16 protein-coding genes and 1 tRNA gene are annotated in these 16,531 nt (G+C 67.6%); 10 read left to right on the top strand and 7 right to left on the bottom strand.

Annotated elements, in window-relative coordinates:
- Positions 1-64: 64 nt before the first annotated feature.
- From rplA to ACK5NO_RS08365, 6 genes are all read right to left on the bottom strand, one after another.
- Entirely contained in the window at positions 65-763 is a 699-nt protein-coding gene (rplA, locus tag ACK5NO_RS08390; protein ID WP_416812212.1) for a 50S ribosomal protein L1, read from the bottom strand.
- Positions 764-824: 61 nt separating this feature from the next.
- Positions 825-1,259 carry a 50S ribosomal protein L11 gene (rplK, locus tag ACK5NO_RS08385; protein WP_416812211.1) on the bottom strand — a complete coding sequence of 145 codons (435 nt, stop codon included), beginning with the start codon at positions 1,257-1,259 and terminating at the stop codon, positions 825-827.
- Positions 1,260-1,322: 63 nt separating this feature from the next.
- Entirely contained in the window at positions 1,323-2,123 is an 801-nt protein-coding gene (gene nusG / locus ACK5NO_RS08380; RefSeq protein WP_416812210.1) for a transcription termination/antitermination protein NusG, read from the bottom strand.
- Between the two features lie 26 nt (positions 2,124-2,149).
- On the bottom strand, positions 2,150-2,410 hold the full coding sequence (gene secE, locus ACK5NO_RS08375; RefSeq protein WP_416812209.1) for a preprotein translocase subunit SecE: 261 nt from the start codon (positions 2,408-2,410) through the stop codon (positions 2,150-2,152).
- 55 nt (positions 2,411-2,465) lie between these two features.
- Positions 2,466-2,538, bottom strand: a tRNA-Trp gene (locus ACK5NO_RS08370).
- Between the two features lie 250 nt (positions 2,539-2,788).
- Positions 2,789-3,622 carry a hypothetical protein gene (locus ACK5NO_RS08365; protein ID WP_416812208.1) on the bottom strand — a complete coding sequence of 278 codons (834 nt, stop codon included), beginning with the start codon at positions 3,620-3,622 and terminating at the stop codon, positions 2,789-2,791.
- Between the two features lie 253 nt (positions 3,623-3,875).
- Here ACK5NO_RS08365 and ACK5NO_RS08360 point away from each other — a divergent pair, with 253 nt between their 5' ends.
- From ACK5NO_RS08360 to ACK5NO_RS08315, 10 genes are all read left to right on the top strand, one after another.
- On the top strand, positions 3,876-5,078 hold the full coding sequence (locus ACK5NO_RS08360) for a pyridoxal phosphate-dependent aminotransferase (RefSeq protein ID WP_416812207.1): 1,203 nt from the start codon (positions 3,876-3,878) through the stop codon (positions 5,076-5,078).
- A gap of 107 nt (positions 5,079-5,185) precedes the next feature.
- Positions 5,186-6,037, top strand: coding sequence for an ABC transporter ATP-binding protein (locus tag ACK5NO_RS08355; protein ID WP_416812206.1), 852 nt, complete (start codon positions 5,186-5,188; stop codon positions 6,035-6,037).
- Positions 6,034-6,873, top strand: coding sequence for an ABC transporter permease (locus ACK5NO_RS08350; RefSeq protein WP_416812205.1), 840 nt, complete (start codon positions 6,034-6,036; stop codon positions 6,871-6,873). The genes ACK5NO_RS08355 and ACK5NO_RS08350 overlap by 4 nt, the downstream gene beginning before the upstream one ends.
- An 82-nt stretch (positions 6,874-6,955) precedes the next feature.
- Positions 6,956-7,693: a hypothetical protein gene (locus tag ACK5NO_RS08345; RefSeq protein ID WP_416812204.1), complete on the top strand. Its 738-nt coding sequence runs from the start codon at positions 6,956-6,958 to the stop codon at positions 7,691-7,693.
- A 62-nt stretch (positions 7,694-7,755) separates the two neighbouring features.
- Positions 7,756-9,180, top strand: coding sequence for a sensor histidine kinase (locus ACK5NO_RS08340; protein ID WP_416812203.1), 1,425 nt, complete (start codon positions 7,756-7,758; stop codon positions 9,178-9,180).
- Entirely contained in the window at positions 9,177-9,839 is a 663-nt protein-coding gene (locus ACK5NO_RS08335) for a response regulator transcription factor (RefSeq protein WP_416812202.1), read from the top strand. Before ACK5NO_RS08340 ends, ACK5NO_RS08335 begins: the two co-directional genes overlap by 4 nt.
- 57 nt (positions 9,840-9,896) lie before the next feature.
- Positions 9,897-11,171 (top strand): sensor histidine kinase, encoded by a 1,275-nt coding sequence (locus tag ACK5NO_RS08330; RefSeq protein ID WP_416812201.1) that lies wholly within the window; start codon positions 9,897-9,899, stop codon positions 11,169-11,171.
- The gene (locus ACK5NO_RS08325) at positions 11,168-11,854 is read left to right on the top strand and encodes a response regulator (RefSeq protein ID WP_416812200.1); all 687 of its coding nucleotides are present in this window, start codon (positions 11,168-11,170) and stop codon (positions 11,852-11,854) included. Before ACK5NO_RS08330 ends, ACK5NO_RS08325 begins: the two co-directional genes overlap by 4 nt.
- 146 nt (positions 11,855-12,000) lie before the next feature.
- Positions 12,001-12,744 (top strand): ABC transporter ATP-binding protein, encoded by a 744-nt coding sequence (locus ACK5NO_RS08320; RefSeq protein ID WP_416812199.1) that lies wholly within the window; start codon positions 12,001-12,003, stop codon positions 12,742-12,744.
- Between the two features lie 6 nt (positions 12,745-12,750).
- The gene (locus ACK5NO_RS08315) at positions 12,751-15,288 is read left to right on the top strand and encodes an ABC transporter permease (protein WP_416812198.1); all 2,538 of its coding nucleotides are present in this window, start codon (positions 12,751-12,753) and stop codon (positions 15,286-15,288) included.
- Positions 15,289-15,452: 164 nt separating this feature from the next.
- Here the strand turns inward: ACK5NO_RS08315 and ACK5NO_RS08310 are convergent, their stop codons facing one another.
- Positions 15,453-16,526, bottom strand: a complete 1,074-nt coding sequence (locus ACK5NO_RS08310) for a UDP-N-acetylmuramate dehydrogenase (RefSeq protein ID WP_416812197.1) — start codon at positions 16,524-16,526, stop codon at positions 15,453-15,455.
- Between the last annotated feature and the right edge of the window lie 5 nt (positions 16,527-16,531).

Genomic DNA, 16,531 nt, shown 5'->3' with positions numbered 1-16,531 from the left:
TCGAGCGACACGTGCTCTCGGACGCTCAGCACCGGGGTCGCCGGGCCTTGCGCGAGTGCGTCTACTACTTCTCGACCTTGGCGAGCGCGTCCACCGGAATGCCGGGGCCCTGCGTCGCGGAGATCGAGGTCTTGATGATGTAGCGACCCTTCGAAGCCGAGGGCTTCACACGCTGAACCTCGTCGAGGACGGCCTGGAAGTTCTCGAGCAGCTTCTCGTCGCCGAACGACGCCTTGCCCAGCACCGTGTGCAGGTTGGCGTGCTTGTCGACGCGGAACTCGATCTTTCCACCCTTGATGTCGGACACGGCCTTGGCCACATCCATCGTCACGGTGCCCACCTTGGGGTTCGGCATGAGGCCGCGGGGACCGAGCACGCGGCCAAGACGGCCGACCTTGCCCATGAGGTCCGGGGTCGCCACCACTGCGTCGAAGTCCTGGCGGCCGCCGGCCACCTCTTCGATCAGCTCGTCGCCACCGACGATGTCAGCGCCAGCCTCGCGGGCGGCGTCTGCCTTGTCACCATTGGCGAAGACCAGGACCCGAGCGGTCTTGCCGGTGCCGTGAGGCAGGATGACGGTGGAACGAACCGACTGGTCCGCGTGGCGGGGGTCCACACCGAGCTTGAAGACCACATCGATGGTCGAGTCGGTTTTCTTGGAACCCGTCTTCTGCGCGAGGCGGACGGCCTCGAGCGGGGTGTACAGCTGGGTGCGGTCAACGAGCTGAGCCGCATCCTTGTAAGCCTTGGAGCGCTTAGACATCTGCGTATTTTCCTTTCGCAGTCGTGGTGCGGGGCAGCGCGCCCCCTCCCACTGGGTGGATCTAGTTAACGGTGATGCCCATCGAACGCGCGGTGCCGGCGATGATCTTCGCGGCGGCGTCGATGTCATTGGCGTTGAGGTCGGCCATCTTCTGCTCAGCGATCTCACGCACCTGAGCCTCGGTGAGCGAGCCCACCTTGGTGGTGTGAGGAACGCCGGAGCCCTTGGGCACGCCTGCGGCCTTCTTGATCAGCTCTGCGGCCGGCGGGGTCTTCGTGATGAAGGTGAAGGAACGGTCTTCGTAGACCGTGATCTCCACGGGGATCACGTTGCCGCGCTGCGACTCGGTAGCCGCGTTGTAGGCCTTGCAGAACTCCATGATGTTGACGCCGTGCTGACCGAGGGCGGGGCCCACGGGCGGCGCGGGGTTGGCGGCGCCGGCCTGGATCTGGAGCTTGATCAGACCAGCGACCTTCTTCTTCTTCGGTGCTGCCATGATGTGTTCGGGTCCTTGCTGTAGTTCGTGGCGGCGGGTGCCGCCGGAATTGCTGGGGGAAACCTAGATCTTGGTGACCTGGGTGAATCCCAGCTCGACCGGGGTCTCCCGGCCGAAGATGGAAACGAGGACGTGGAGCTTCTGCGATTCCACGCTGATCTCGGAGATGGTGCCGGGCAGAGTCGCGAACGGGCCGTCAACGACCGTGATGGACTCGCCGACCTCGAAGTCGACCTCGACGGTCTGCTTGGGCGCGTCCTTCTCGGGTGCAGCGTCAGCGACGGAGGGCTGCGACGGGGCCAGCATGCTGAACACCTCGTCGACGGTCAGCGGCACGGGCTGCTGGGCGTGGCCCACGAATCCCGTGACACCGGGGGTGTTGCGCACCGTGCCCCACGAGGCATCGGTGAGGTCCATGCGCACCAGCACGTATCCGGGCATCCGCACGCGGGTGACGATCTTGCGCTGGCCGTTCTTGACCTCGGTGACGTCCTCCATGGGGACCTCGACCTGGAAGATGAAGTCCTCCATGTGGAGCGACTCACGGCGGTGCTCGATGGCCTGCTTCACGCGCTTCTCGTGACCCGAGTAGCTGTGGATGACGTACCAGTCGCCTTCCTGCATGCGCAGCTCAAGGCGGAAGTCTTCGGCGGGGTCGCTCGGCGCGTCCTCGATCTCGATGGCCTCTTCCACGGCCGCCTCGAGGGCGTCCTCCGTGGGGTCACCGGGAACCGTGTCGTCGTCGCCCTCGATGAGCGTGTCCTCGGGGGCGTCGCTCAGAACAGCCTCGTCGACCGCGGGCGTGACCTCGTCCGAGAGCTCGTCCAGCTGGTCGCCGACGGCGTCGAGCTTGTCGTCACTCACTGCTCATCACATCCTTTTCGAGGCGGTTACCCGCCAACAAACACCTTGAGGGAGACCCAGTTGAACACCCAGTCGAGCGCGAACACGATGACCATCATCACCGCGACGAATCCCAGAACGATCCAGATGTAGCGGATCAGCTCCTCACGGGTGGGGGTCACCACTCGCTTGAGCTCAGAGATCACCTGACGCACGAACAGCGCGATACGACCGAAGATGTTGCGGCCCTCACGACTCTCGTGCCGCGGGTCCTTCTCTCCGGAGTCCGTCACGGCTGTTTCGCTCACCGGGAAGTCCTTCGCTCATGGGATGTGGGGTCAGGCGCGGATACACCGCGCCCAGCAGGGTAGGAGGGACTCGAACCCCCAACCGTCGGTTTTGGAGACCGATGCGCTACCAATTGCGCCACTACCCTCCGGGAGCGTTGGGACTCCCGTTGGCGACCTGACCGTCTGCACCGAGGCGCAGACCATCATGACGAATGTCAATCGCCGACTCGCAATAGTACGTGGTCGAGCCGCCAAAAGCGAACTCGCCCCCGCAAGGCCACCCGCGCATCGGCCCTGCGAACCATCTCGCAAGCCAACTTGAGGGTGTCATCGCCCCACATGCCGTCGATCCATGTCACACAAGCCGGATCGAGGGCACATCTTGCGAATCCACCCTCATTCTCGCAGGAGTTCGAGCACCGCATCTCCCACGTGAACCGGCTGGGGCCCGGTCAGCTCAGCGGACGCGAACCGCAGCACGGGCATGCCAGCCCGCACCACGAGCCTGTCCCGGCGCCGGTCGCGCTTGAACGACTCGGAGTCGTCATGGAACGCCCGCCCGTCTATCTCCACGACCACGCAGTTCTCGACCACAAGGTCCACGCGCCCCACCCGTGGGATGAACCTCTGCGGATGCACGGCCAGGTCGCGCTCCACACAATCCAGGCGCGCCAGCGTCTCCCCCACGGATTCGGCCCTGCCATCCATGTGCGCCAGCAGCCACTCGCGCCTGGCCTTGGGCGACACCGCAAAGCTGGCGACCTGGTCGGGGCGCACCAACCCCTGGTGGAGAGCGGAGTCGACCGCGACAAGGTGAGAGCGCTGGTCAAGGCACCGCCCCGCCACATCGAGCGCGCGAGGGACCGACTCGACGGGCACCACGCCGGAGGGGGCCTCCCACACGCTGAGGTGGTGCAGGTGCAGGCCGCGAGTGCGCCGCCCGTGGCTGGTGAAGTTGGCACGGACGGCGAGGTGTGGTGCACGCGTGCGGCTCAGGAGGTGCACCCCGTGGTGTGCCAAGGCTGTGACACACGTGAGCGTCGCGCCAAGGTTCACGGCATGAACCACGGCAGGGTCGGCACCTGGCACAGCGAGCACTCCAGCCCGCAGGCGCCGGACTTTGCCGTCCGCGATGGCTCGCTCCAAGGAGGTTCTCCTCACCCCCGCGGCGAGGACCGTCGCGGTTCGCGCCGCCCCGCCTCGCATCGTGATCGCGTCGGTGGGGTCCATGCACCTGACACTGCCCCAGGCTTGGCACCCGCGGGCGGCGAGGCCCGTATCTGTGGACAACCTGGGCTCGGCGACCGCGAGCGTGAGGGTCCATTCGGCCGATGCGCCCTCCCACACGCTCGAATCGCACGGTTCGAGGGTGGTTTCGCGGGATCCGCCCTCGAACGCGCCGCACGATCGTCAGCGAGGAAGGCACGCTCCCCGGGCCACAGTCCCATTCCGCACCTCACCCAAACGTGGAAGAATCGCGCCCGTGACCTCCAAGAACCGAGTCTCTGCCCGTCTGGGCGCCATCGCGCCCTCCGCCACCCTTGCCGTCGACGCCAAGGCCAAGGCCCTCAAGGCCGCCGGCCGCCCGGTGATCGGGTTCGGCGCGGGCGAGCCCGACTTCCCCACGCCGCAGTTCATCGTGGACGCCGCCGTGGAGGCCGCGAAGGACCCCAAGAACCACCGCTACACGCCCGCGGCTGGCCTTCCCGAGCTCAAGCAGGCGATTGCGGCCAAGACCCTGCGCGACTCTGGCTACGAGATCGACCCCGCGACGGTGCTTGTGACCAACGGCGGCAAGCAGGCCGTGTTCCAGGCCTTCGCGTCGATCCTTGACCCGGGCGACGAGGTCATCCTTCCCGCGCCGTACTGGACCACCTACCCCGAGGCCATCGCGCTGGCTGGTGCGAGCACCGTGGAGGTGTTCGCCGGTGCGGACCAGGGCTACCTGGTGACCATCGAGCAGCTCGAGGCCGCGCGCACGGACGCCACCAAGGCGCTGCTGTTCTGCAGCCCGTCGAACCCCACGGGCGCGGTGTACTCCCCCGAGCAGACCAAGGCCATCGGCGAGTGGGCGCTCGAGCACGGCATCTGGGTCATCACCGACGAGATCTACGAGCACCTGCTGTACGACGGCGCGCAGTTCACCCCGATTCTGTCCGTGGTGCCCGACCTCGCCGACACCTGCATTGTGCTCAACGGCGTCGCCAAGACCTACGCGATGACCGGATGGCGTGTGGGCTGGATGGTGGGCCCCCAGGACGTCATCAAGGCCGCCACCAACTTCCAGAGCCACCTCACGAGCAACGTCGCCAACGTCTCGCAGCGCGCGGCCATCGCGGCGCTCGAGGGCGGGCTCGAGGAGGTCGCCCAGATGCGCGAGGCCTTCGACCGCCGCCGCCGCACCATGGTCGACATGCTCACCGCGATCGACGGCTTCCAGGTCCCCGTTCCGCAGGGTGCGTTCTACGCCTACCCCTCGGTCGAGGGCGTGCTGGGTCGCGAGATCCGCGGCAAGGTCGCCGCAACGTCGGCCGATCTCGCGAGCATCATCCTCGACGAGGCCGAGGTCGCCGTGGTTCCCGGCGAAGCCTTTGGCCCCTCGGGCTTTGTGCGCCTGAGCTACGCCCTCGCCGACGACGACCTCGTCGAGGGTGTGGGCCGCATCCAGGCGCTGCTCGCCGAGTAGAGATTGCACAGGGCCGATGCGCGGGCCGGGCACCGTTTGCCCGCCCCGCTCGCGCATCGGCCATCTGGGTGATGCCGGGCGTGCCGCCCGGCGCTAGCCTCAACCCCATGAACCCACCCGCGATCGCCGTCACCGGCCTGCGCAAAACCTACGGCGACAATCACGCCGTCAATGGCCTTGACCTTGAGGTGCGCCGCGGCGAGGTTTTCGCGCTGCTGGGCCCCAACGGCGCCGGCAAGTCCACGACCGTCGAGATCCTCGAGGGATTCAGAAGGCGCACCGCGGGCGACGTCGAGGTTCTGGGCGTCGACCCCGCGCACGCGACCCGCGCGTGGCGCGAGCGGGTGGGGCTCATGCTGCAGAACACCTCGGGACAATCGTTCCTCACGGCACGCGAGACGCTGGTGCACGCGAGCAAGCTCTACCCGTCGCCGCGCGATGTCGACGAGACCCTTGCAGCCGTGGGCCTCACCGCAAAGGCGGACGAGAAGCCTCAGAAGCTGTCGGGAGGCCAGCGGCGCAGACTCGACGTCGCGGTCGCGGTGATCGGCCGGCCGGAGCTGGTGTTCCTCGACGAGCCGACCACGGGGTTCGACCCCGAGGCCAGGCGCCAGTTCTGGGACATGATCAGCGCACTCAAGGACGACGGCACCACCGTTGTCCTCACGACGCACTACCTCGACGAGGCGGAGCGCCTGGCAGACCGCATCGGCATCATCGCCGCAGGTGCACTCGTGGCGCTCGACACCCCGAGCGGCCTGCGCTCGCGCGCCACCACCACGCAGGTGTCATGGCTCGACCACGGCGAACACCGCACCGAAGACACCGCGACTCCCGGCGAGTTCCTGCGCACCCTGCTCGCCGCGCACGACGGCGAGGTGCCCGGGCTTGAGGTGCGCCGCGCCTCTCTCGAAGACGTGTACCTGGACCTCGTGGGGATCTCGGAGGTGGCGGCATGAGCACCCCAGCCCCCGCATCGGCCGTCCGGACGGCTGGACCCTCCTGGTGGAGCATGACGGTCGACCGGCTCAAGGTCGAACTCAAGGAGTTTGTCCGCTCACGTGAGCAGATGATCTTCATCTTCTTCTTCCCCATGATCTTCCTGGTCATGTTCGGGATGATCTTCAACACCGACGACCTGTATGGCACCGGGGTGTCGTTCGGCCAGTACTTCCTCGCGGGCATGATCGCCACGGGCATCATCAACACCGGGTTCCAGTCGCTGGCGATCTCGCTGTCGATCGACCGAGACGAGGACGTCCTCAAGCGCATCCACGCAACGCCGCTGCCGCCCACCGCCTACTTCGCCGGCAAGATCGCGCAGGTGCTCGTGGTGTCCGTGGTGCAGAACGCGTTGCTGATCGCCATGGGTGTGGGGCTGTACGGCGTGGAGATGCCCACCCAGGCGTCCCAGTGGTGGACCTTCACGTGGGTGTTCCTGCTGGGCAACGCTGCCTCGACGGTGCTGGGCATCGCGACCAGCTCGCTGCTGCGCAACGGCAAGGCCGCCTCGGCGATCCTCACTCCCGTGGTGCTCGTGCTGCAGTTCACCTCCGGCGTGTTCGTGGTGTTCACCCAACTGCCCGGCTGGATGCAGGACTTCGCGTCGATCTTCCCGCTCAAGTGGCTTGCGCAGGGCATGCGGTCGGTGTTCCTGCCGGAGCACTTCGAGGCCGCGGAGGCCTCGGGCTCGTGGCAGTTGCCGATGGGTGCGCTCATGCTGACGCTGTGGTTCGTCATTGGCCTGGTCGTGTCCGTGCGGACGTTCCGCTGGCTGCGCCCCGAGGACCGGTAGGAGCGGTGCCGTGCGGTGCCGCTCCCCGCGCGGCGACAGTGCCCTGAGAACGCCCTCAGACGCCGCGCGCCACACTGATGCCATGACCGCACCAAGCATTCGCACCGTCGCTCTTGCTGTCGGATTCCTCGGACTGTCCATGATCGTCGCGGGGGCCGCCACTGCCCTCACCGCCGATGCCCCGGACACCCCCGTCGCCACCGCCGTCACCCTGTCGACCCCCGAGCCGAGCCCGTCCGCGAGCGCCCTTGACGCCGCCGCTGCCGCCACGCCCGTCGAGGTGGACCCCAAGCCCATCGAGTGCTCGGACGAGGGCACGTGCGGCAAGGACAAGGACGCCCAGGCGGCGACCGCATCGACCACCACCGCGGTGGTCTCGGACCGCCCCGCGGCCGCCAAGCCCGCGCAGACCGCCGAGCCCGCGCAGTGCACGCTTCCGGAGCGCCCCGCCAAGCCTGCTGACGACGACTGGGACGCTTGGAAGGAACAACTCCACGCCTGGTATGACGAGGTGCGCGAGGCCGCAGAGGCCTGCGGCCTCGACCGCTCCGACTGGGCTGCCGCCCTAGGGGCCGATGCGTGGAAGGACTTCCGTACGTGCCTCACCGAACGCTCCAATGGCACCTGGGATCGACTCCAGCAGGAAGAGGACGACGACCGCGAGTCCTCGTGGGCTGATGAGCGCGACAACGATGACCCCAAGGTCGCCTCGCGCGAGGATGACGACCGCGACAACAGCAACAACCGTTGGGGTAACGACCACGGCGATGACCGCGGCGACCGCTGGGGTAGCGACAGCCGCGGTGAGCGCGACCGTTGATGGCACCTCGCCACGCGACTGCCGCGCGGTAGCGTGACCCCAGGAGGGTCCCCATCGCACACGTGCTCGCTCGCATCACGCGCCCGGCCCGACGTATGTCGGTCCGGGCGCGGGTTCTTGCGTACCTGGTAGGGCTGACAGGGCTCGCCCTCACGGTTGCCGGTGTCACTGCCTACGCCATCGAGCGCGGCCGGCTCGATGCGACCATCACCGAGGACCTCGCGCTGCGCACCCAGTCGTTTATCGAGCTCGCGTCGGAGCCCGACCCCACCACGGGCCAGGCGTTCGCGTCCTCCGATGACCTCATGCGCGAGGCCATGATCCGCGTGGTGGCTAGCCCCACCGAAAGTGCGGTGGCGCATACCGGCGAGATCGCGCGGTTCGTCCCCTCGAACCCGAATCGGCTGCGGCTTGAGGACGACTCGGCGTTTCTTGCAGAGGCCGCATCCCAAGCGGCCGACGTGGTCAGAGTCCGCTCGGTGCGCACCGACCAAGCCGACTACCGCTACGCGGCCGTGCCCATCGTCGAGCCCGATGGCGACACGGTGGGGGTATTCACCATCGCCACGGACCGCGGCACCCTCATCGACAACTTGCGCGAGACCTTCGAGGTCTACGCGCTGGTCGCCGCACTGTCGTTGCTCATGATCGGCGTGGTCGCATGGACCACCGTGGGACGCATGCTCCGTCCGATCACGGTGCTGCAAGAGAAGGCCCGCCACCTCAGCGAGCACGACCTCGCCGAACGTATCCCCGTCACCGGCCACGACGACCTCGCGCGGCTCACACGCACGGTCAACGGGATGCTCGACCGGCTCGAGCGCGCTTTCGCGGACCAGCGCCAGCTGCTCGACGACGCCTCCCATGAGTTGCGCACGCCGTTGGCCATCATGCGCACCAACCTCGAACTCATCGAGCCGCGCGATCCCGACGAGGTCATGCGCACCCAGCAGATCCTGCTCGACGAGGTGGAGATGATGTCGCGTCTGGTTGACGACCTCGTCACCCTCGCCAAGTCCGACCGCCCCGAGTTTGTGCTGCGCGAGAACGTCGAACTGCGCGACCTCACCGAGCAGACCTTCACCCGAGCAACGGCGCTGGGAGAACGCGACTGGCAGCTCGAATCCGTGGGAGAGGGCACCGTGTGGGTGGACTCGCAGCGCCTCACCCAGGCGTGGTTGCAGCTCGCCGCCAATGCCGTGAAGTTCTCCGAGCCGGGCTCCATGGTCGCGCTCGGCACGGCCCTCGTCGGCGATGACGTTCACCTGTGGGTGCGCGACGAAGGCATCGGCATCTCGGCAGAGGACCAGGGACACGTCCTCGAACGCTTCAACCGCGTCGACCCCGAGGCTGAAGGCGCGGGCCTTGGTCTTCCCATCGCCTCCGCGATCGCGGGAGCACATGGGGGTCGCCTGGCCATCGATTCCACGGTGGGCAAGGGCTCAGCCTTTGCCCTGATCGTCCCCCGGAACGGAGATGCCTCATGATTCGCTTGCTGTTAGTCGAGGATGAGGACCGGCTGGTCGAGTCACTCACCCAGGGACTGCGCACCACCGACATCGAGGTGGTGAGCGCTCGCACAGGCCGCGAGGGCCTGCGGATGGCGCTTGAGGACGACTTCGACATCATGGTCCTCGACATTGGCCTGCCCGACCAAGAGGGTTTCACCGTGCTGCGCAAACTGCGCGCCAACGGCTCGGACCTGCCGGTCATCATTCTGACCGCGAGGACCAGCGCCGAGGACACCGTGCGCGGTCTCGAACGCGGCGCCGACGACTACATGGCCAAGCCGTTTTCGTTCGCCGAGTTGGTCGCGCGCATCCGACTGCGCGCCCGCGCCCCGCAGGACGGCACGTCCGCGGAGGTCCCCACCATCGAGGTCGGTCGCTGCGAGCTCGACCCGCTCACGAGGACACTCACGTGCGGCGGACTCGACATCCCGCTCAGCCCGCGGGAGTTTCAGCTCGCTCAGCTGCTCATGCAACGCAGGGGCGACGTGGTCACTCGCGCAGAGGCGCTCCACGAGGTGTGGGGCGGCGCCGCTAAGGACAACGTGCTCGACGTCTACATCCGCTACCTGCGCACGCACCTGGGCTCCGACGCCATCGAGACTGTCAGGGGCGTCGGTTACCGGTTCGTCGGCTGAGCCATCGCCCGCATGGCCGATGCGGGGGTCAAGCGGGCGGGCATACGCTGTGGTCCCATGGACTTCAAGCCCCGCTGGAACGACCTGCTGATCGCTGCGGGCCTTGGCATGCTGGGGCTGCTGTGGGCGATCTCGCTCGAGGACACCGGCCTGCTCGCGCCGTCCCGCGACATGGACGGGTGGGGCTACCTACTACTCGTGGCGGGCGTCGTGCCGCTGATCTGGCGGCTGCGTTTTCCCCGGGCAGTCGTGTGGGCGACCACACTGATCTGGGTACTGTCGGTCGGAGTCGGCTACGAGGCCGGCCCCTCCATGCTCGCGGTCTTTGTCGCGATCTACGGCCTGGGCTCGTATCTGCCGCAGTGGACCGCGCTCCGACACCTCGCAGTACTGCTGGGCCTCATGATGGCGTGGACCGCTGCGGGTATCGCCACGCTCGATTCGGTGCCGTGGTCCGCGCTCATCGCGGTGCCCATCTGCGCCGTGCTTCCGTTCGCACTCGGCGTGGCAGACAAGCGCCGCCGCCAACGGGTCACCGAACTCGAAGTGGCGAGCGTGCGGCGCGAACAGGCGGGCTTCGAGGCGGCAGCCGACGCGGTCCGCGCCGAGCGCGCTCGGATCGCACGCGAACTCCACGACGTGGTCGCCCACGAGATCACCGTGATGACGTTGCAGGCGGAAGGCGCTCGGCGAGGCCTCGCCGGCCGCGAGCCCGAGCTCCAAGAGACCCTCGGCACCATCGCGCAGTCGGGACGCAAGGGTCTCGAAGAGATGCAGCGCATGATCGGGGTGTTGCGAGCCTCGGAAAAGGAGGCCGCGGAGCGGGCGGACGTCGATCGAGCCTTGGCTTCGGGCGCCTCCCCGGCCCTCGCATCGGCCCTCGATGGGCTGTCGCCCATGCCCTCGCTGGCGGCCCTGCCCTCGCTTGTGCGTCACGTCCAGGATTCCGGCCTGCCCGTGACGCTTGAGATTTCGGGCTCGTCGCACGTGCCCGCTGGCGTCGAGGTCAGCGCCTACCGGATCGTGCAAGAGGCGCTCACCAATGCCCTCAAGCATGCGGGCAACGGCGCGAGCGCCGAGGTGCTCGTCAAGCGCACGGCCGATGCGGTGCACATCACCGTCGTTGACGATGGGCGCGGTGCCTCCGAGTCCGCGCGTCTGCCTGGTGGGCACGGGCTCGCTGGCATGGCTGAACGTGTTCAGGCACTCGGCGGAGCGCTGTCGCATGGGCCGCGCAGAGGCGGGGGTTTCCAGGTCCACGCCGTGCTGCCTTCGAACGACGACCAGGTCACCGGCGCATCGGCGCCACAAGCTGAGGGAGTGAATTCGTGATCCGAGTAGGGCTGATCGATGATCAGGCGATGGTCAGGGTAGGTCTGAAGATGATTCTCGACGCCGAGCCGGATATCGAAATCGTCGCCGAAGCCTCCGATGGAGCCCACGCCGTTGAACTGGTGCGGGAGCACTCGCCCGACGTGGTCCTCATGGACATTCGCATGCCCGGCATGGACGGGCTCGCCGCAACAGCGCAGGTGCTTGAGTCCAGCCCCGACGCCCATGTGGTCATCCTCACGACGTTCGACGACGACGAGTACGTGTACGAGGCCCTGCGGGTGGGCGCGTCCGGGTTCCTCCTGAAGAGCGCCGACGGCGACACCCTTGTCAACGCCGTGCGGGTGGTGGCGTCGGGAGAGGCCCTGCTCGCACCCGAGGTCACGCGGCGCGTCATCGAGCGCTTCGCTTCCCATCCGGCCGAATCGCCCGGCACCCTGGACGAGAACGGCAAGCACGTACCGCCCCCCGAGGCGATCGGCGACCTGTCCGACCGCGAGGTCGAGGTGCTCCGCCTGCTCGCCCGCGGCATGTCCAACCAGGAAATCGCCAAGGAACTGTGGGTGTCCTCGACGACCGTCAAGACCCACGTGAGCCATATTCTCACCAAGCTCGGCGTGCGCGACCGTGTACAAGCGGTGGTGGAGGCGTACGAGTCGGGGATTGTGCGCCCCGGACACTGACGCAGCGCGCGGACGCTGAGGGACGACCCCCGGGGGTCATCCCTGAGAACGAGCCGTGCGAACCGTCCCGAGGAGGGATTCACGTGCCCTCCCGGCAATTGGCACACTAGACCCGACCCCGGCCACCCATGACGAAAGGGCCCGCCATGACCACCACCGCAGCTGCCGCGCTCGCCGCCACCATGCGAGACGGCTACAAGGACTACGGACACGGAGAGGCCGCGGTGCGCGCGCTCGACGGCATCAACGTCGACATCGCCCGCAGCGAGTTCACCGCAATCATGGGCCCGTCCGGTTCCGGAAAGTCCACGCTGTTGCACACCCTCGCGGGCCTCGACCGCCTCACGGCGGGATCGTCGACCATCGCCGAGACCACCATCACCACGCTGAGCGAGGCGCAGATCACCGACGTCCGTCGCCGTTACATCGGCTTCGTGTTCCAGTCGTTCAACCTGATCCCCTCACTCACCGCCCGAGAGAACATCACCCTGCCGCTCGACATCGCGGGCACCAAGGTGGACAAGGCGTGGTTCGACGAGATCATCGGGATTCTCGGGCTCGGCGACCGCCTCACCCACCTACCCGCCGAACTGTCGGGTGGCCAGCAGCAGCGTGTGGCCGTCGCCCGCGCGCTGGTGTCGCGACCCGAGATCATCTTTGCCGACGAGCCGTCCGGCAACCTCGACTCCCGCTCGGGCGCCGAGCTGCTGACGTTCATGCGCCGCGCGGTCAAGGAGTTCAAGCAGACCATCGTGATGGTCACCCACGACCCGACCGCAGCCTCCTACGCCGACCGCATTCTGTTCCTCGAGGACGGCAAGATTGTCGACGAGATGCGCGAGCCCACGGCGGACCGCGTGCTCGACCGCATGAAGAAGATGGGGCACTAGGCCGCCATGTTCCGGCTCGCACTCAAGTCCGTCAAGCACAGCCCCAAGCGGCTGATCCTTACCGCGATTGCGGTAGCCCTCGGCGTGTCACTCGTGGCCGCCTCACACACCTTCACCAACGCGCTGTCGTCCGGATTCTCGGGGCTGTTCTCCGAGATCTACTCGGGCACCGACGTGATCGTCGAAGAAGACCCAGCCGCCGCGGAACCCTCGGAGGACCCCTTCGAGGCCACGCAGGGCGTCTTCACCGCTGCCGATGTTGACGCCGTGGCGACGGTCGACGGGGTGCAGACCGCGCTCGGCGGGGTCCAGGCCAACGGAGCGGTCCTTGGACCGGACACCGGAGAAGAGACCACCGACCCATTCGGAGGCGGCGGAGCGCCCAGCCAGATCTTCAACTGGTCGGGCATCCCTGAGATCGACCAGTCGACACTCGTCGACGGGCGCGGCCCCGAATCCGACGGCGAGATCGTGCTCGACGTCGACTCTGTTCCTCGCCTCGGTTACGCGATGGGCGACACCGTGCGCATCGCGACCGATGCGGGCGTGAGCGAGTTCGAGCTCGTGGGCACCGTGAGGTTTGGCGAGTCCAACAGCCTGCAGGGCGCCACGCTCGCTTATCTCACGGATGCCGACGTCCACACCCTCGCGGACGACCCCAACTACCAGGGCATCGGCGTGCTGCTGAGCGACGGCGCGGACGCTGACGCAGTCGTGGCCGACATCCAGGACGTGCTCCCCGAGGGCACCCGTGCCATCACCGGTGAGGACAAGGCCGCGGAGGAAACCGAGGCTCTCGACGAGGTCCTGAACTACGTCGACATCTTCGCCATCACCTTTGCCCTGATCTCGCTGTTCGTGGGCGCGTACATCATCGTCAACACCTTCCGCATCATCGTCACCCAGCGCACCCGCGAGTTTGGGCTCATGCGTGCGATCGGCGTCACCGGTCGCCAGATCCGGTCGATGATCCTGCTCGAGGCCGTCGTGGTCGCGATTCTCGCTTCCACCCTGGGCATCGTCGGCGGGTACCTGCTTGCCCTCGCGGCGGCGGGACTGGTGGGGCTGTTCGTCGGCGACATCTTTGGCGCCATGACCCTGCCGCTGGACGCGATCTTGTGGTCCTACGGCCTGGGCACGCTCGTGACCCTCGTGTCCGCGCTGCTACCCGCTCTGCATGCCTCGCGCATCTCGCCCATGGAGGCGCTGCGCGAGTCCGCCACGGGCGGGAAGAAGCCCCTGACCCTGCGCAATATCGTCGGCGGCGTCCTCGCGATCCTGGGAGCGGGGCTCGTCACCTTCGGCCTCTACGGCGGCTTCGAGCGCCCCTACATCTGGGTGGGCGCGGGTGCCGCGATCCTCGTGATCGGCGTGACGCTGCTGGCTGCGCAGGTGCTCGTCCCCATGGCGTTCGGCCTGCGCGGGCTGCTGACCCGCATGTTCAAGGTGGATGGCAAGCTCGCCGCCAACAACATCCGACGTGAGCCTCGTCGCAGCGCCAACACCGCTGCCGCGCTCATGATCGGCGTGATGCTCCTTGCACTCGTCGCCACCTTCACCGAGTCCCTCAAGACCGTGGTCTCGGCGCAGTTCCAGGCGACCAGCGCCGACTTCTTTGTTCTGTCGAGCCAGGGAGAGCTCCCTGCCGGCGCGATCGCCACGATCGAGGGAGTCGACGGCGTGGAGCTCGTCACGAGCCTGGGCGTCGGTGAAGTGACCTATGACGGCGTTCGCCAGTCGCTCGCCGTGGTCGACGCGGACACCATCGGGCAGGCGTTCACCTTCGAGTCGACGCCGCCGGTTGACCAGTTGGGCGATGGCGTCTTCATCGCGCCTCCCATCCAGGACCTGGGTGTCGAGGTGGGAGATGACATCACGCTCGAGGGACCCGACGGCACCGTGACCGTCGAGGTCACGGGAACCCTCGCCAACGCTGACCAGTCGAACTTTGTGGTCGACTGGCCCACCGGCGAGGAGCTGCTCGGCGAGATTCCGGTATTCCAGTCGATGATCCTCCTGGAGGACGGCGTGGACGTCGACGAGGCACAGACGACCATCCAAGACGCGCTGTCGGAGGAGTATCCGCTGGTGTTCCTCCAGCAGCCGAGCGAACTCGAGCAGTTCGCCAACCAGTTCATTGACCTCTTGCTCGGCGTGATCTCGGCCTTGCTTGCGAGCGCCCTGGTGATCGCGATCCTTGGCGTAGCGAACACGTTGCTGCTGTCCGTCACAGAACGCACCCGGGAGATTGGCCTGCTGCGCGCCGTCGGCATGAAGCGCTCGTCGGTGTGGCGCATGATCACCGTCGAGTCGATGGTCATGGCCGTCTTTGGCACCATCCTGGGCATGATCCTTGGCGTCTCACTCGGGACGGCACTGGTACTCGCTCTGGCGGACTTCGGGTTCGACGGCGCGACGGTGCCGTGGGGCTGGCTGGTGGTCTACACCGTGTTGGCCGCGATCGCCGGCGTTATCGCGGCGGTATGGCCCGCGTGGCGCGCTTCGCGCCTGGACATCCTCAAGGCGATCGCCACGGACGGGTAACCCCCTTCCCGTCACCCGCACCTTCCCCGTTCTTTCCGTCAAATGGATCCATTTGACGGAAAGAACGGGGCTTCAGGCCCGTCAAATGGATCCATTTTCATCGTGAGAGGGCGGCAGCGCCGCCCCACACGAGAAAATGGATCCATTTGGTGTTTCGGAGGGGGCTAGAGAGTGAGGCCCACGAGCACGGGTTCGGGGACCAACTCCACGCCGAACGCGCTGTGGACCCCGTCGCGCACGGCACGCGCCAACTCGGCCACGTCAGCCGCCGCCGCGGTGCCGCGGTTCGTCAGGGCCAGGGTGTGCTTGGTCGACAGGCCGGCAGGCGCATCGGCGCTCACGGCGAAGCCGCGGGCAAAGCCCGCACGCTCGATGAGCCAGGCCGCCGAGGTCTTGACCTGGCCGTCCTCGGCGCCAAAGCGGGGGGCATCCTCGGGCAGAGTGGCCGCAGCCGATGCGCTCAGGATCGGGTTGGTGAAGAACGAGCCGGCGCTCCACGTGTCGTGGTCGGCGGCATCGAGCACCATGCCCTTGCTCGCACGCACGTCGATGACGGCCTGTCGCACGTCGCCCAACGGCAGCCGCGCGCCCTCCTCCACGTCAAGCGCCTTTGCAAGCTGCGCGTAGCGGATGGGCGCCGACAGGGTGCCGTGGCGCATCTGCAGCGTCACGTCGAGCACCACGTAGCGCGGGGTGGGCCGCCACTCACCAGCGTCGGGCGCCGCTGCGCGCATCGAACGCTTGAGCAGCGAGTCTCGGTAGCCAAAGCCGCAATCCACGCGCGCGAGCGAACGCACCCGACTCTCGAGCCGGTCCCACACCCGCACCAGCGCGAGCACGTCCGCGATCTCGGCGCCATAGGCCCCGACGTTCTGCACTGGCGTGGCGCCGGTCGAGCCGGGGATGCCGCTGAGGGCTTCGATGCCCACCCAGCCGTCCTCGCACGCACGCGCGACGACGTCGTCCCACGGGGTTCCCGCGGTGATCGTCACCGACACTCCCCCGCACGCACCGTCGTCCTGGACGTAGATGTCGCGGCGGCGGTCGCGCACCACCACCCCGTCGAACGGGTCGTCAGAGGCGAGCACGTTGGAGCCGCCACCGAGCACCAGCAGGGGGCTGCCTGCGGCGTCGGCATCCTTGATGGCGTCGATAAAGTCGCGTTCGCCAGAGGTGTCGACCAGGCTGCGGACCGGGCCGCCGACTCGCAGGGTGGTGAGATCGGACAGTCGGGTCATGGAAC

This window comes from Demequina sp. (assembly GCF_047975725.1).
Classification (GTDB): Bacteria; Actinomycetota; Actinomycetes; order Actinomycetales; family Demequinaceae; genus Demequina.
Note: the sequence above shows the minus strand (reverse complement) of the source record. Positions and strands in the feature narration are given on the sequence as shown.

What these genes read in the sequence shown, in the direction of transcription:
- rplA (WP_416812212.1), bottom strand. Translation starts at nt 763, where the DNA reads ATGTCTAAGCGCTCCAAGGCTTACAAGGATGCGGCTCAGCTCGTTGAC.
- rplK (WP_416812211.1), bottom strand. Translation starts at nt 1,259, where the DNA reads ATGGCAGCACCGAAGAAGAAGAAGGTCGCTGGTCTGATCAAGCTCCAG.
- ACK5NO_RS08365 (WP_416812208.1), bottom strand. Translation starts at nt 3,622, where the DNA reads ATGGACCCCACCGACGCGATCACGATGCGAGGCGGGGCGGCGCGAACC.
- ACK5NO_RS08355 (WP_416812206.1), top strand. Translation starts at nt 5,186, where the DNA reads ATGAACCCACCCGCGATCGCCGTCACCGGCCTGCGCAAAACCTACGGC.
- ACK5NO_RS08350 (WP_416812205.1), top strand. Translation starts at nt 6,034, where the DNA reads ATGAGCACCCCAGCCCCCGCATCGGCCGTCCGGACGGCTGGACCCTCC.
- ACK5NO_RS08345 (WP_416812204.1), top strand. Translation starts at nt 6,956, where the DNA reads ATGACCGCACCAAGCATTCGCACCGTCGCTCTTGCTGTCGGATTCCTC.
- ACK5NO_RS08335 (WP_416812202.1), top strand. Translation starts at nt 9,177, where the DNA reads ATGATTCGCTTGCTGTTAGTCGAGGATGAGGACCGGCTGGTCGAGTCA.
- ACK5NO_RS08330 (WP_416812201.1), top strand. Translation starts at nt 9,897, where the DNA reads ATGGACTTCAAGCCCCGCTGGAACGACCTGCTGATCGCTGCGGGCCTT.
- ACK5NO_RS08320 (WP_416812199.1), top strand. Translation starts at nt 12,001, where the DNA reads ATGACCACCACCGCAGCTGCCGCGCTCGCCGCCACCATGCGAGACGGC.
- ACK5NO_RS08315 (WP_416812198.1), top strand. Translation starts at nt 12,751, where the DNA reads ATGTTCCGGCTCGCACTCAAGTCCGTCAAGCACAGCCCCAAGCGGCTG.
- ACK5NO_RS08310 (WP_416812197.1), bottom strand. Translation starts at nt 16,526, where the DNA reads ATGACCCGACTGTCCGATCTCACCACCCTGCGAGTCGGCGGCCCGGTC.